This window comes from Pantoea sp. X-Soil-ISGK-355 (assembly GCF_059730805.1).
Genome location: NZ_AP035971.1, coordinates 2,158,443 through 2,173,193 on the forward strand (window position 1 = coordinate 2,158,443; position 14,751 = coordinate 2,173,193).

Annotated in this window: 14 protein-coding genes; 6 read left to right on the top strand and 8 right to left on the bottom strand. The window is 55.3% G+C overall.

Translation table 11 applies throughout. From position 1 onward, the window contains the following. The first annotated feature begins 95 nt into the window (after positions 1–95). The 4 genes from AC6I8J_RS09980 to pdeR all read left to right on the top strand — a co-directional run bounded on the left by AC6I8J_RS09980 (position 96) and on the right by pdeR (position 6,727). Positions 96–2,030, top strand: a complete 1,935-nt coding sequence (locus AC6I8J_RS09980; RefSeq protein ID WP_161736295.1) for an exoribonuclease II — start codon at positions 96–98, stop codon at positions 2,028–2,030. A 199-nt stretch (positions 2,031–2,229) separates the two neighbouring features. Continuing rightward, on the top strand, positions 2,230–4,299 hold the full coding sequence (locus AC6I8J_RS09985) for a carbon starvation CstA family protein (protein ID WP_222925420.1): 2,070 nt from the start codon (positions 2,230–2,232) through the stop codon (positions 4,297–4,299). Beyond that, complete coding sequence (locus AC6I8J_RS09990; protein WP_013358002.1) at positions 4,292–4,582, top strand: YbdD/YjiX family protein; 291 nt, start codon at positions 4,292–4,294, stop codon at positions 4,580–4,582. Before AC6I8J_RS09985 ends, AC6I8J_RS09990 begins: the two co-directional genes overlap by 8 nt. A 159-nt stretch (positions 4,583–4,741) precedes the next feature. Beyond that, positions 4,742–6,727 carry a cyclic di-GMP phosphodiesterase gene (gene pdeR, locus AC6I8J_RS09995; RefSeq protein WP_161736297.1) on the top strand — a complete coding sequence of 662 codons (1,986 nt, stop codon included), beginning with the start codon at positions 4,742–4,744 and terminating at the stop codon, positions 6,725–6,727. Between the two features lie 12 nt (positions 6,728–6,739). Here pdeR and AC6I8J_RS10000 read toward each other — a convergent pair whose 3' ends face one another. The 3 genes from AC6I8J_RS10000 to araD all read right to left on the bottom strand — a co-directional run bounded on the left by AC6I8J_RS10000 (position 6,740) and on the right by araD (position 9,641). Then, positions 6,740–7,606 carry a crotonase/enoyl-CoA hydratase family protein gene (locus AC6I8J_RS10000; protein ID WP_003853843.1) on the bottom strand — a complete coding sequence of 289 codons (867 nt, stop codon included), beginning with the start codon at positions 7,604–7,606 and terminating at the stop codon, positions 6,740–6,742. A gap of 145 nt (positions 7,607–7,751) precedes the next feature. Beyond that, positions 7,752–8,735, bottom strand: a complete 984-nt coding sequence (gene kdgT / locus AC6I8J_RS10005; RefSeq protein ID WP_161736298.1) for a 2-keto-3-deoxygluconate transporter — start codon at positions 8,733–8,735, stop codon at positions 7,752–7,754. A gap of 207 nt (positions 8,736–8,942) precedes the next feature. Next, entirely contained in the window at positions 8,943–9,641 is a 699-nt protein-coding gene (gene araD / locus AC6I8J_RS10010; protein ID WP_222925418.1) for an L-ribulose-5-phosphate 4-epimerase, read from the bottom strand. A 348-nt stretch (positions 9,642–9,989) separates the two neighbouring features. Between araD and osmB the strand changes: the two genes are divergently transcribed. Next, positions 9,990–10,205 carry an osmotically-inducible lipoprotein OsmB gene (gene osmB, locus AC6I8J_RS10015; RefSeq protein ID WP_003853848.1) on the top strand — a complete coding sequence of 72 codons (216 nt, stop codon included), beginning with the start codon at positions 9,990–9,992 and terminating at the stop codon, positions 10,203–10,205. 79 nt (positions 10,206–10,284) lie between these two features. On the opposite strand, the gene yciH is transcribed toward osmB, so the two are convergent. The 5 genes from yciH to pgpB all read right to left on the bottom strand — a co-directional run bounded on the left by yciH (position 10,285) and on the right by pgpB (position 13,901). After that, a complete protein-coding gene (yciH, locus tag AC6I8J_RS10020) occupies positions 10,285–10,608 on the bottom strand; it encodes a stress response translation initiation inhibitor YciH (protein WP_013358006.1) in 324 nt (107 codons plus the stop codon). After that, on the bottom strand, positions 10,608–11,327 hold the full coding sequence (gene pyrF / locus AC6I8J_RS10025) for an orotidine-5'-phosphate decarboxylase (RefSeq protein ID WP_222925417.1): 720 nt from the start codon (positions 11,325–11,327) through the stop codon (positions 10,608–10,610). Before pyrF ends, yciH begins: the two co-directional genes overlap by 1 nt. 196 nt (positions 11,328–11,523) lie before the next feature. Next, positions 11,524–12,693, bottom strand: coding sequence for a lipopolysaccharide assembly protein LapB (gene lapB, locus AC6I8J_RS10030; RefSeq protein WP_161736300.1), 1,170 nt, complete (start codon positions 12,691–12,693; stop codon positions 11,524–11,526). A 6-nt stretch (positions 12,694–12,699) separates the two neighbouring features. Further along, positions 12,700–13,008 (bottom strand): LapA family protein, encoded by a 309-nt coding sequence (locus tag AC6I8J_RS10035; RefSeq protein WP_013358009.1) that lies wholly within the window; start codon positions 13,006–13,008, stop codon positions 12,700–12,702. A 134-nt stretch (positions 13,009–13,142) separates the two neighbouring features. Next, entirely contained in the window at positions 13,143–13,901 is a 759-nt protein-coding gene (gene pgpB, locus AC6I8J_RS10040) for a phosphatidylglycerophosphatase B (RefSeq protein ID WP_013358010.1), read from the bottom strand. A 227-nt stretch (positions 13,902–14,128) separates the two neighbouring features. On the opposite strand from pgpB, the gene ribA reads away from it, so the two are divergent. Continuing rightward, entirely contained in the window at positions 14,129–14,722 is a 594-nt protein-coding gene (gene ribA / locus AC6I8J_RS10045; protein WP_161736302.1) for a GTP cyclohydrolase II, read from the top strand. The last annotated feature ends 29 nt before the right edge of the window (positions 14,723–14,751 follow it).

The window sequence follows — 14,751 nt, forward strand, 5'->3', positions numbered from 1 at the left end:
CCTGAAAAGCCGGTTCGTCCGGCTTTTTGCCTTGCCGCGCGGCGTCGATTCGCGTAAAACTGTCAGCCGCAATCAGCCAACGAAACGTAAAAATTATGTTCCAGGATAACCCGCTGCTCGCGCAGCTGAAAGAGAAGCTCCATTCGCAAACGCCTCGTGCTGAAGGCGTCGTTAAAGGCACCGAAAAAGGCTTCGGCTTTCTGGAAGTCGATGCGCAAAAAAGTTACTTCATCCCGCCACCGCAGATGAAGAAAGTGATGCATGGCGATCGTATCACCGCCGTGATCCACAGTGATAAAGATCGCGAAAGCGCTGAGCCGGAAACCCTGATTGAACCGTTCCTGAGCCGCTTTGTTGGCCGGGTGCAGAAGAAAGACGATCGCCTGTCGATTGTGCCGGATCATCCCCTGCTGAAAGATGCCATTCAGTGTCGCCCTGCACGCGATGTCAGCCATGCATTTGAAAATGGCGACTGGGCTGTGGCGGAAATGCGTCGCCATCCACTCAAGGGCGATCGCGGCTTTTATGCCGAACTTACCGATTTTATTGTCAAAGCCGATGACCATCTGGCGCCGTGGTGGGTGACGCTGTCGCGTCATAACCTTGAGCGTGAAGCGCCCGATGTCAGCTTTGGCGAGATGATGGATGAAAATCTGACGCGTGAAGATCTGACCGCGCTGGATTTCGTCACCATCGACAGCGCCAGCACCCAGGATATGGATGATGCGCTCTATGTGGAAGCGCACGATGATGGCACGCTGCGTCTGACCATCGCCATCGCCGATCCGACTGCCTATGTGGCGGAAGGCAGTCAGCTCGATAAGCTGGCGGCACAGCGTGCGTTCACCAACTACCTGCCGGGCTTTAACATCCCGATGCTGCCGCGCGAACTCTCTGATGATGTCTGCTCGCTGCGTCCGAATGTGCGCCGTCCGGCGCTGGCCTGCCGCGTCACGGTGGCCGCCGATGGCACCTTAAGTGATGACGTTGAGTTCTTTGCTGCCTGGATTGAGTCCAAAGCCAAACTGGCCTACGACGACGTCTCTGACTGGCTGGAAAACAGCGGCACCTGGCAGCCGGAGAGTGAGGCGATTGCGGAACAGATTCGTCTGCTGCACCGTCTCTGCCTGGCGCGCAGCGAGTGGCGCCAGACCCACGCGCTGGTGTTTAAAGATCGCCCGGATTACCGCTTCCTGCTGGGTGAAAAAGGCGAAGTGCTGGAGATCGTGGCTGAACCTCGCCGCATCGCTAACCGCATCGTTGAAGAGTCCATGATTCTGGCAAACGTCTGTGCGGCGAAAGTGCTGCGTGACCGTCTCGGCTTTGGTATCTACAACGTCCATGCCGGTTTCGACGCCACCAATGCTGAGCAGGCTGCCGCCGTGCTGGCCAATCACGGTATTTCCGTGGATGCACAGGCGATCACCACGCTGGATGGTTTCCGCGTGCTGCGTCGTGAGCTTGATGCCCAGCCGACCCAGTTCCTCGACAGCCGCATCCGTCGTTTCCAGACCTTCGCGGAGATCAGCACTGAGCCTGGCCCCCACTTTGGCCTGGGTCTGGAGGCATACGCCACCTGGACCTCACCGATTCGTAAGTTCGGCGACATGATCAACCATCGTCTGCTGAAGGCGATTATTCGCGGTGAGACTATTGCCCGCCCGGATGATGCAGTAACGGTGACGATGAGTGAGCGCCGCCGCCTGAACCGGATGGCGGAACGTGATGTTGGCGACTGGCTCTACGCCCGTTATCTGGCCCCGTTTGCGGCCACTGACCGTCGCTTCAGCGCTGAGATTATTGATGTTTCGCGTGGCGGTATGCGCGTTCGCCTGGTCGAGTTTGGCGCCGTCGCCTTTATCCCGGCACCGTTCATTCACGCAGTGCGTGATGAGCTGGTCCTCAGCCAGGAAAATGGCAGCGTACAGATCAAAGGTGAAGTGGTTTACCGCGTCACTGACGTCATTGATGTCACCATCGCCGAAGTCCGTATGGAAACCCGCAGCGTTGTGGCCCGTCCCGCCGTCTGAACACGGTGTGTTTAAGCGATAAATCTGGCGGGATACCTGGTTATCCCGCCTGTTTCTACCCTACCTGCGTTGCAAAAACGTTAAATTTGTACCCCGCTTCACACTTCTCCACTGATTAACTTTCACTTACATTCCATTACATTAAGTTTAACTCGTTGTTTTCGATCGCTTTCCTCTCGGTCCCTACAAGGAGTTAGTCATGAAAAACGTCAAAACCAGTGTGATCTGGTTAGTAGTGGCGTTAATCGGCGCGGGCGCTTTCGCCATGCTGGCCCTCAGCCGCGGCGAACACGTCAACGCAGTCTGGCTGGTGATAGCCGCTGTCGCCTGTTACAGCATCGCTTATCGCTTCTACAGCCTGTTTATCGCCCGCAATATCTTCGAACTGGACGATCGCCGGATGACCCCCGCCGAGCGGCTGAGCGACGGACTCGATTATGTCCCGACCAATAAATGGGTGCTGTTTGGTCATCACTTTGCGGCTATTGCCGGTGCCGGTCCGCTGGTCGGCCCGATTCTGGCGGCGCAGATGGGCTTTCTGCCGGGAACCATCTGGATTCTGGTTGGAGTCATGCTGGCGGGCGCGGTTCAGGATTTCCTGATCCTGTTTATCTCAACCCGCCGTGATGGCCGCTCGCTGGGCGAGATGGCGCGGCAGGAGCTGGGTGCGTTTGCCGGTGTGGTGACGATGCTCGGCGCGCTGGGTGTGATGATCATTATCCTGTCGGCGCTGGCGCTGGTTGTCGTGAAGGCGCTGGCGAACAGCCCATGGGGCCTGTTTACCATTGCAGCCACCATTCCCATTGCGCTGTTTATGGGCGTCTACATGCGCTTTATCCGGCCCGGTAAAATCGCCGAAGTGTCACTGATTGGCTTTGTGCTGATGATGGCGGCGATTATTTATGGCGGCGACGTCGCACAGCATCCTTACTGGGGGCCCTTCTTTACCCTGAAAGGCACCTCACTGACCTGGGTACTGGTGATTTACGGCTTTATTGCTTCTGTGCTGCCGGTCTGGCTGCTGCTGGCACCCCGCGACTACCTTTCGACCTTTCTTAAAATCGGCGTGATTGTCGGGCTGGCAGTGGGCATCGTTTTTGCCATGCCTGAGATGAAAATGCCAGCGGTGACCAAATTTATCGACGGCACCGGCCCGGTCTTCTCCGGTGCGATGTTCCCGTTCCTGTTTATTACCATTGCCTGCGGTGCGATCTCCGGCTTCCATGCACTGGTCTCCAGCGGCACAACGCCGAAGCTGGTAGAGCGGGAAAGTCATATCCGCTTTATTGGCTATGGTGCGATGCTGATGGAGTCATTTGTGGCGATCATGGCGCTGATTTGTGCCTCGGTGCTGGATCCGGGCGTCTACTTTGCCATGAACTCACCCGCTGCACTGATTGGCACCACCGTTGAAAGCGCTTCACAGGTGATCAATGGCTGGGGCTTTGTCGTGACGCCTGAAATGCTGAGCGGGATTGCGCGGGACGTGGGTGAAGGCTCGATTCTCTCCCGCGCAGGCGGCGCGCCTACTTTCGCGGTCGGCATGGCCCACATCATTACCGAGATCTTTAACAGCCGGGCGATGATGGCCTTCTGGTATCACTTTGCCATTCTGTTCGAAGCGCTGTTCATCCTGACCGCCGTGGATGCGGGTACCCGCGCCTGCCGTTTTATGGTGCAGGATCTGGTGGGAACCGTGGTGCCTTCTCTGGCGAACAACCGATCCTGGCTGGGGAATATGGCGGGTACCACCGTCGCAGTCGCGGGCTGGGGCTTCTTTGTCTATCAGGGCGTGGTCGATCCACTGGGCGGCATTAACACCCTGTGGCCACTGTTCGGCATCGGCAACCAGATGCTGGCGTCGATGGCATTGATTCTCGGCACCGTGGTGCTGTTTAAAATGAAAAAGCAGCGCTACGCCTGGGTAACTATTCTGCCCACCGTCTGGCTGTTTATCACTTCGATGACCGCGGGCTGGCAGAAAATTTTCCATGAAAAACCCTCCATTGGCTTCCTGGCCCAGGCGAGTAAGTTCCGCAAAGGGCTGGATGAAGGGGTGATCATTGCGCCAGCAAAAAGCGTGGCGGATATGCAGACCATTGTGTTCAGCAATCAGATCAATGCGGCGCTGTGCGCTTTCTTTATGCTGGTGGCGGTCACGATGCTGGTCGCCGCGTTCTTTGTGATTCGTCGTGCGCTGAACAGTGCGGTGCCGACCACCAGCGAGACGCCTGCGGCGCTGCGTAACAAGGTGGTACGTCATGTCTGATGCCATTCATCAGGGCCATCGTCCACAGGGTGAGTGGCAGATTATTCGCTGCCACCTGACGGCTTCGCCGATGCCGCAGGCACTCAGCTGGCGGGGATTCTGGCGCGGTCTGCAACAGTGCTTCCGCTTAATGGTCGGGGTCCAGGATTATCAAAAATATCTGCAGCATATGCGTCTGCATCATCCCGACCAGCCGCCGATGAATGAGCGTGATTTCCACCGCTACTGCCTGGATGCCCGCTTCCCCAGCCAGGCGGGTAAATTGGGTAAATGTCCCTGCTGACCGCACGCTACAGCCCCGCGTCGTCGGGGCTTTTTTGTGCCATTCTTATCTGGATGGGAAAATATATTTGGTTTGCATCTTGTGCTGGCGTCAGATGATGAATACTGTTGCTAAAATAATGAGATAACGCCTGCATAGCACTTCCCGGAGGAAGTTTCCATGACCGATGAACACGGGCAAACGTTGTTGTACACTCTTTTTGGTACAACCAGCCCTCATTGGCGTCTGACCGCGGACAGCGATGCGTTGCATTTTGCCGAAGATGAGTCATCACAAACCAATATTGCCCTGCCGCTGACCCCCGGTCAGGCCGCCATGATCCGCGCGATGCCGGTCATCACCTCAAGCATCAATCTGACTATGACCCTACAGGGCATTGACGTGCCGATGCATTTTGTCGGACGTAAAGTGAATCAGGCTTCATGGGCTGGCACCGCCTCTGCCTGGGGTGATACGTCTGCGGTTGCCCGCGATTTAACTCTCGGGCTTTCATTCGCTGAACAGGTGGTTTCTGAAGCTAATTCGGTGATTGTCATCCTCGATCAGCGCGGCAATATTCAGCGTTTTAACCGCCTGAGTGAAGAATATACCGGCCTGAATGAGCACGAGGTTATTGGCCGTAACGTCTTTCAGCTTTTTATGACCAAACAGGAAGCCTCACAGTCACGACGCAACATTGCGGGCTTCTTCCGCGACGGCAACTCTTATGAGGTTGAGCGTTGGGTTAAAACCAAAAAAGGTCAGCGACTGTTTCTGTTTCGTAATAAGTTTGTTCACAGCGGCAGTGGAAAAAATGAAATTTTCCTCATCTGTTCTGGCACAGACATCACTGAGGAACGACGCGCCCAGGAACGTCTGCGGGTACTGGCAAACACCGATACGGTGACCGGTTTACCCAATCGCAACGCCATTCATCAACAGATTAGCCTGGCGCTGGAGCGTTCTGAAGGTGATGAGACCGGCGTGGTCTATCTCGATCTCGATAATTTTAAGAAAGTGAACGACGCCTACGGTCATATGTTCGGCGATCAGTTACTGCAGGCAGTATCACTGGCCATCCTCAGCTGTCTGGGTAAAGACCAGACTCTGGGCCGTCTGGGTGGCGACGAATTTGTGGTGCTGGCTGAGCACACCAGCCAGGCGGCACTGGAAGCAATGTCTTCCCGCATTCTTGAGCGGCTGCGTCAGCCGTTCCGTATCGGGCTAATTGAAGTTTACAGCGGTTGTTCTATTGGCATCGCTTTCGCGCCGCTGCATGGCGACGATCGCGAGAGCCTGATTCGCAACGCGGACACCGCGATGTATCACGCCAAAGAGAATGGGCGCGGCAAGTTCTGCGTGTTTGCGGCTGAGATGAACCAGCGGGTCTTTGAGTATCTGTGGCTGGATACTAACCTGCGCAAGGCGCTGGAACTGGATCATCTGCTGGTGCACTACCAGCCAAAAATCGACAGTGATGGCCAGGTCCGCAGCGCCGAAGCACTGGTGCGCTGGAACTCACCTGAGCGTGGTCTGGTCTCGCCTGCTGACTTTATTCCCTATGCTGAAGAGTCAGGGCTGATTGTGCCGCTGGGACGCTGGGTCATGCTCAACGTGCTGAAGCAGATTATCGCCTGGCGTGAGCAGGGCATTTTTCTGCGCGTCGCCGTCAACGTTTCGGCCCGTCAGCTGATTGATCAGAGCATCTACACTGACCTGAAACAGGCGCTGCACGAAGCTCATGTCACCGACTGCCCCATCGATATTGAGCTGACCGAAAGCTGCCTGATTGAGAATGAAACTGAAGCGCTGAAGCTGATGAAGCAGTTTCAGGAACTGGGCGCACAGGTGCACCTGGATGACTTTGGCACCGGTTACTCCTCGCTTTCTCAGCTGGCACGCGTGCCAATCAATGCCATCAAACTCGACCAGAGCTTTATCCGCGACATTAACAAGCAGCCGGTTTCACAGTCGCTGGTGCGCGCTATTGTCGCCGTTGCCAAGGCGCTCGATTTGCAGGTAATCGCTGAGGGTATTGAGAACCCGGATGAAGAGAAGTTTGTCCTCAAAAGTGGTGTCGATGGGCGTCAGGGTTACTATTACGCAAAACCAATGCCCGCGGAACAATTTGGGCATTGGCTGGCTAAGCATCCTGCCCGCGTTTAACGCTGGTTAAGATTAACCCGCTTTACGCAGTGATGCGCTGTGGCGGTTTTGTAACTGTACCAGGCGTTCCATGTAAGCAATGTCTTTGGGTTCGATAGTAAAGGCATAATCAACCCAATCCTCAGTGATATCCATCAGCTCAGCGCGTGACAGTTGCAGCACGCGCTGGCGCGCTTTCAGCATTGCCCGTACGCCATTGAGCTTAGGCCGTAACGTATCGATAAAGGTGCGTGTGGCACGATAGCTGTCGCCAGGCTGGAAGACTTTATCCACCAGTCCGCGCGTCTCATACCACTCCGCGCTATGGGACTCCCCTTCACAGATTAACTCCTCAGCCAGTTTCATGCCGGAACGACGCGCCACCAGCGAATAGCCGCCCATGCCAGGAAACAGGTTAAAGGCAATTTCCGGGAAGCCCATCCGTGCGTTGTTCTGCGCCAGAATGAAGTGATGCGCCAGCGCCGCTTCAAATCCGCCGCCCAGCGCACTGCCTTCAATCATCGCCAGCGTCACCGCGCCGGTATCGAAACCGCGTGCGGCCGAATGGATACAATCCACACAGGCACGGGCATAGGCTCGCAGCGCCTCACGGCGGTTATTGCGAATGCACTCGACGAAGAAACGCAGATCGCCCCCGGCGTTAAACATCTGCGGCACCAGTGAGCCGGTGACCCAGAAATCAATTGGCAGACCGGAGCGCTGAGCGGCATAGCTCAGATTCATGATCTCCTCAATCAGTTCGTGGTTGAAGCTCGGACGGGGCTGAGCACGCAGCATCATCCACATGGTACGACGCCCTTCTTCGTAATAGGCGACTAACTGCGTGGTATTGCCGACTTCGGTAAATAATCTGCACGTTGCTTGGTTAATAACTGTCATTGTCTCATCCTCTGTTTATATTTTGATGCGTTAAATACGCCACATCAGCGTAATGCAGAGTGAGGCCAGACCAAATGAGAGATTGATTTACAACATAAAATCCAGAGTGATCCCCGACTGGCGCGTCGGGGATTGATTAGGCGGGTTACTTAATAGCGGCACGCTGTCCGACGGCAACATGAAGACGCTTAAGACGTTTTGAATAGATGGCGGTGATGATGGGCACCAGCACAGAGGTCACAATCACGGAAGTGGCCACCAGCGCCGTGGCCGCCGGGGCAACCGGTTTAAACTGTGGCAGCATTTCGGCAATCAGCACCGGTGTAGCCACCGCCGCGCCTGCCGTACTGGATGCGGCCACGCCCGCCGTGCCATCCCCCCCACCAATCAGCCGATCGGCCAGAATAAGCGGGATGCCGGTGATGATGATAACTGCCACGCCCAACATGATGCCCAGCAGGCCGGTTTCCGCAATGACACCCAGGTTAATGGTGTTGCCCAGTGCAAAAGCGAAGAAGGGAATCAGCGTATGTACCGCTTTTCCGAAGAAGTCGCGCAACTCCGGATCAAGATTCCCTAATGCAAACCCCACCACAAACGGCAGGACCGCGCCGACAAACACGTGCGGCTCGAATGACGCGATACCGGCGGTGCCCAGAATCACCATGGTCATTAATGGCCCGGACTCCAGCGACATCAGCACAAAGGCACCGGCTTCCTCTTTAGAACCGTACTGTTGCATGATGGAGGCATAAAGACCGCCATTGGTCATATCCATCGCGGCGACCAGCGCCAGCGTCGATAAGCCGGCAAACATCCCCACTTCTACGCCATTTTCCGGCATCACTCGTGAGGCGATTGCGGCCACCACCCATGCCACGGCAATTTTGGTGAGCACCAGCGTGCCGGATTTGCGTAGTACCGTTCCGGTGGCGCTGAGTTTTATCGACGCCCCCATGCAGAAGAACCAGACGGCCAGAATGGGCACGGTGCCGGTCATCAGACCGTTGGTGAAAGAACCGAAATATTTCCCGGCCCCCGGTGAGAACGTATGGCAGAGTGCGCCGATAAACAGCGGAATGAGCATCATGCCGCCCGGAATTTTATCTATTGCCCGTTTGATGTGCATATACATGTCACCTTTGCTATGCCAGAGGGTGCCCGAAGGCGATGCAGGCAAAGTAGTGACTTGAGGTAATCAAAACAGTGATCGACTCGATAAAATGAAACGCTGTTTTATTTTTAATGATAAGTTGTTTTGTTAATTATGACGGGGATCGCCATACCAGTCTCAAAAGAGACTAATAAAAAGCGGGACGCTATTGCGTCCCGCCTGTTATTTTTGCCCGTACCAGGCATTCTCGCCATGCTTTCGCAGATAGTGCAGGTCAAGCAGCGTCTGGTTAATCGGCGGCAGGTCTGGTGTCAACTGCCGGCTGAACAGGCCCATATAGGCCACCTCCTCCAGCACTACCGCGCTATGCACGGCCGCATGGGCGTCTTTGCCCCAGGCAAACGGGCCGTGCGAGTTGACCAGCACCCCAGGAATTGCCGAAGGTGACAATCCGCGCTGCGCATAGGTTTCGATAATCACTTCCCCCGTATTCCACTCGTACTCGTGCTGAATCTCTTCGTTGCGCATTGCGCGGGTACAGGGGATCTCGCCATAGAAATCGTCAGCGTGGGTGGTTCCCCAGGCAGGAATCGGTCGTCCAGCCTGCGCCCAGATGGTCGCATGCCGCGAATGTGTATGGACAATACCACCGACTTCTGGCCAGGCGAGATAGAGCGCACGGTGTGTCGCCGTGTCCGATGAAGGGCGTTTATCCCCTTCCACTACCTCGCCACTCGCCAGATCGACGACCACCATGTCGTCGCGCTTCATCACGTCATAGCTTACGCCAGACGGTTTAATCACCAGCAAACCCTGTTCACGATCAACCGCGCTGACATTGCCCCAGGTGAAGGTCACCAGGTTGTATTTAGGTAGATCCAGATTCGCTTCCAGAACCTGTTGTTTAAGGTGTTCCAGCATGCCTTTTCTCCTGCTGACAATCGTCCCTGAATTTTGCGGAGTCAGACGCCAAAGGGTTATGGAGCAAATGGCTATAAACGCAGAAGGAATGGCTGTGAATGCAAAAATGTGTCGTGATTTCAGAATTTTCTATCTTCGGAATTTATCCGGAATGCTTAGAATCTTCTCAGGCAATGCCTGGACCTGTCCGGTCCGGCATTGTGCCTCACCCGCTACAAACGGTTTGTCCATGGTGATCACATTTCGATGCCGTCACGGACGCGGCAATGATGCGACACAAGCGGGCTGAGGAAATATCGGAGCTATACTAAGAGTGTTGCCTCTGTGAGCACATCAAAGGAGAAGTGTATGACAACAACAATGAAACGAATCACTGCCGTTGTACTGGCGACCACGTTAGCTGTTGCACTGAGCGGCTGTTCTAACTGGTCTAAGCGTGACCGCAATACCGCCATTGGTGCGGGCGCGGGTGCGATTGGGGGTTCAGTATTGACCAATGGTAGCGCACTCGGCACAGTCGGCGGCGCCGCTGTCGGTGGTATTATTGGTCATCAGGTCCACTAAGGACCTTATTAAAAGAATAATCGGCTACGCTAAGCATCTGCATGACAATCGGGCTACTCTGGTAGCCCGATTTTTTTATTCATCCGCCCGCCAGTTTGACCTTCATCCCTTTGGCTTCCAGCAGGGTTTTCAGCAAGTCGCGTTTATCGCCCTGAATTTCAATAACGCCCTCTTTTACCGAACCGCCACAGCCACATTTCTTTTTCAGTTCTGCCGCCAGCAGCGTCAGAGCCGCATCATCCAGGTCGATGCCGGTGATCAGGCAGACGCCTTTGCCCTTGCGTCCGCTGGTCTGACGCTGGATCCGCACAACACCATCCCCTTTTGGCCGCTCTGCTTTTGGCTCCGGCTGCGTGATGCGCCCGCTGTCGGTTGAATAAACCAGTGGATTGTCATTCGCCATTATTGTGTCTCCAGACTGGCCAGAATCGCCTGCAGGGCGGCGGCGGGGTCGGCGGATTGCGTAATAGGACGCCCGATAACCATGTAGTCTACGTCCGCCTGCTTCGCCTGCTGCGGTGTCATGATACGACGCTGATCGCCGGCATCGCTGCCTGCCGGACGAATCCCCGGCGTGACCAGCGCAAACTCCCTACCCATCACCTGTTTGAAGCGGACCGCTTCATGTGCGGAACAGACCACCCCATCCAGTCCGCACGACTGGGTCAGTTTTGCCAGTCGCTCTGCCTGTTCGGCAGGGGAAAGCGTAATGCCCAGCTCTCTGAGATCGCCTGCATCCATGCTGGTCAGTACGGTCACCGCAATCAACAGCGGCGCATCTTTACCAAAGGGAAGCAGCGCCTCACGCGCCGCGTTCATCATCCGCGCCCCGCCGCTGGCATGAACGTTGACCATCCAGACGCCAAGATCGGCAGCGGCAGCTACGGCATGCGCGGTGGTATTGGGAATATCGTGAAATTTAAGATCGAGGAACAGCTCAAAACCACGCTGCTGCAGAGTGTTAACCAGCGAGGGACCAAACAGCGTAAACATCTCTTTGCCCACTTTCAGGCGGCAACTGCGGGGATCGATCTGGTCGACGAAACGCAATGCGCTGTCGAGGTCATGATAATCCAGCGCTACCAGAATCGGCGAAGCGGTCACGTTGTGGGGTGAAGGCATGGCATTTCCTCTGCAGTAAGCACCCGCAGGCGCGATTGACAAACGGCAAGCATTCTACCCGCGGTGTCTGGCCATCACAATCGCCATTGCCATTCTGCCTGGCAATAAGTGCACGACTGCTAAAGTTGGTTGATGAGTATTTATATAGTATGTTGTAACTATTATGGGTGCAATTAAATCGGTCATAACGGCCACTTTACTGGCCGTCGAGACCACGAATCGGCTTCACTGAAGACCACGTCCGGCAGGATGGGCAGTGCCAGTAAAGTGCGTGCGCGGTAAAACCACACTTCTGACAGCGATAGCGCGGCTTGGTGCGGATCTGTTCACCCACCATGTCGCGCAGCACCATCAGACTCTCTTTGGCCCGGCCATCTTCTGCTTCACGCAGATTTAAATCCATCAGGCGATGGAAAACACGCATCGTCGGATGGCGCTCAAGCTGACGACTGATATAGTTTTGTGCCGCTTCAGCGCCCTGCTGCTGCTCAAGGATGTCAGAAAGATAAAGTTCCGCTGCCGCGCCGGTGTTCTGTTCCACACAGCGCTGCAGAAAGTCTGCCCAGGCGTCAGGCTGATTGAGCCGCTGGAAACAGGTTTCCAGCATGCTCAGCGTTTCACTCACCAGCTCTTTATCCTGATCCAGCACGCGCTGCAGATGACCCACCGCTCTGGCGAAATCTTCTTTTTCCATCAGAATACGGCCCATCATGATAGAGATGCGTGCACTGTTGCGATCGGCTGCCTCCCCTTTCTTCAGCAGGCCCATGGCACGGTCCAGATCGTCGCTGCTCATCGCCTGTAACGCCAGTTCGCAGTAGAAGTGGGCGATTTCGCCCTTCTGCTTCTCTTTGCCGAGCTTAACCAGACGTTCTGCAACCTCGATGGCCTGTAGCCAGTCACTGGTGGCCTGGTGAATCAGCAACAGCTGCTGCAGCGCGCCGATGCGAAAATCCGTTTCATCGGTGAGCTGCTTAAACATATCTTCTGCGCGGTCATATAAGCCCGCTGCCATATAGTCGCGACCGAGTTGCTGAATGGCTAGCAGACGCTGCTCGTAGCTCAGGGAAGCACTTTCCATTAATGCCTGATGGATACGGATAGCGCGGTCGACTTCTCCGCGCGATCGGAACAGGTTACCCAGCGTCAGATGTGCCTCTACCGTGCCGCTGTCCTCTTTTAGCATATCGAGGAACAGGTCAACGGCTTTGTCCTGCTGATTTGAGAGCAGGAAATTGACGCCCGCCACATATTCACGTGACAGCCGGTTGGCTTCCTGTTGCTTATCCTGATGCGCGCTGCGGCGGCCCATATACCAGCCATAGGCAGCCGCAACCGGCAGTAACAGAAACAGCAATTCATGCATTGAGGATTATTCCCGGCCAGCCGGAGAAGATGGCGTGGTCGCCAGGGCGGTGCTCTGCTCAATTTGCGTCTGCATACGCTTAATTTTCCGATTGGCATTGGCCAGTGAAACACGGGTCCGCAACCAGAACAGCCCACAGATGACCCAGCCAAGCACAAAACCTGCGCCAAACAGTGATGCCAGTAAGGTCGAGATGCTGAACTCACCCTGCGCCAGCAGATAGTTAAAAGTAATGACCTGGTCGTTATGCGCGCCTAAGGTGACGGAAATAATAAAAATGACCAGTACCACTAAAAAAATCAGCAAATATTTCACAGTGCATCCTGTTGTGAGGTTATCGGGTAGAATTATGCCAAAACTCCGGCAAAAATGCTGCTCCCAGCAGCATCGGGCGAGTCGCTTTTGCGCAGGCCCGACTAATAATATGGGGTCTTAAGGGTGAATTACAATCAGGGCTCCCGCTGTGCCACCTCTTTTTGCTCCTCCGGCGGCAGCGTCAGCGGGCCACAGAAACGCTGTGCCAGCCATGTCGCAACGGTGACCAGCAACCAGGAAAGCACGGTTGCCATCGCCAGATCGCGTGGCCAATGCATGCCCAGCAGCAAACGGCTTGCCATCACGCCCGTCGCCCACAGAAAAATGACCACCACGGTTTTATAATGCCGACGCGGCCAGAGCAGACCCAGTGCCAGCAGTGCCCAGCTGGCGGCAAACATGGTATGCCCGGACGGAAAAGCAAAGCCAGTTTCAAACGCCCAGTGCCGTTTCAGCCAGCCCGGAATCTGTGTCTCATCGGCAATCAGTGAAGTCACCATTTCACCACGCTGTTTACGTTTCAGCTCGTAAAAAGTCTTCTCATCCAGCCCGTGATGCTGCTCCAGCCAGATCACATAGGGACGCGGCTCCTGAATCTGCTCTTTGATAAAAGATTTGGTGTATTGCCCCGCCAGAATAGTGGCGTTCATGATCAGCAGCAGCAATATGGCAGGCTTCAGGCGAAAGCGCAGGCACCAGAGCATCCAGGCGCTCAGCAGCACGCTGGTGACGATACCCCACGGATTGGTGACGGTTTCCGTCATCCAGAAGAGACCTTTCAGCAGCGCATTGCTTTCACCTGGCTGCCAGCGCCAGCCAGTAAGCCAGACGGCAACCGGCATGATGAGCAGCAGCAGCATTCCGAAGGTGGTACGACGCGAAATCTTAAACATCTTCTTCCCTTATCCTGGCGTCAAATGACAACATTTGCATAACTTTAGCTTAAAAAAGAATAACATAACCGTTGCCGATTGGATAATTGTGCTTTATCACTGCAATTGGTCTCAGAGATTACCAGCCCGCTTCCGGGTTGTGGCACAATATTGCACGTTTGTCGGGCCACACTGGCCTGTGCGCTATCATGATGATAGTGCATCCTCTGAAGGTTCTGGAGAGTCACATGCAGCTTAAACGGGTGGCAGAAGCCAAACTGCCCACGCCATGGGGAGATTTCCTGATGGTTGGTTTTGAAGAATTGGCAACCGGACATGACCATGTTGCACTGGTCTTTGGCGATATTAATGATAACGAGCCGGTACTGGCGCGCGTTCACTCCGAATGCCTGACCGGCGATGCACTCTTCAGCCTGCGTTGCGACTGTGGTTTTCAGCTGGAAGCCGCGCTCAATGCCATCGCAGAAGAAGGTCGCGGCGCGCTGCTCTATCACCGCCAGGAAGGCCGTAACATTGGTCTGCTGAATAAGATCCGCGCCTATGCGTTGCAGGATAAAGGTTATGACACCGTAGAAGCGAACCATCAGCTTGGCTTTGCCGCCGATGAGCGCGACTTCACCCTGTGCGCAGATATGTTTAAACTGCTGGGCGTGAATGAAGTGCGTCTGCTGACCAATAATCCGCGCAAAGTGGAGATCCTCAGCGAAGCCGGGATCAACATTGTTGAACGTGTGCCGCTGGTCGCAGGACGAAATCCGAAGAATGCGCACTATCTGGATACGAAAGCGGAAAAGATGGGGCATCTGCTGCCGAAGTCATAAATGAAAAAGCCGGGTTTCCCCGGCTTTTT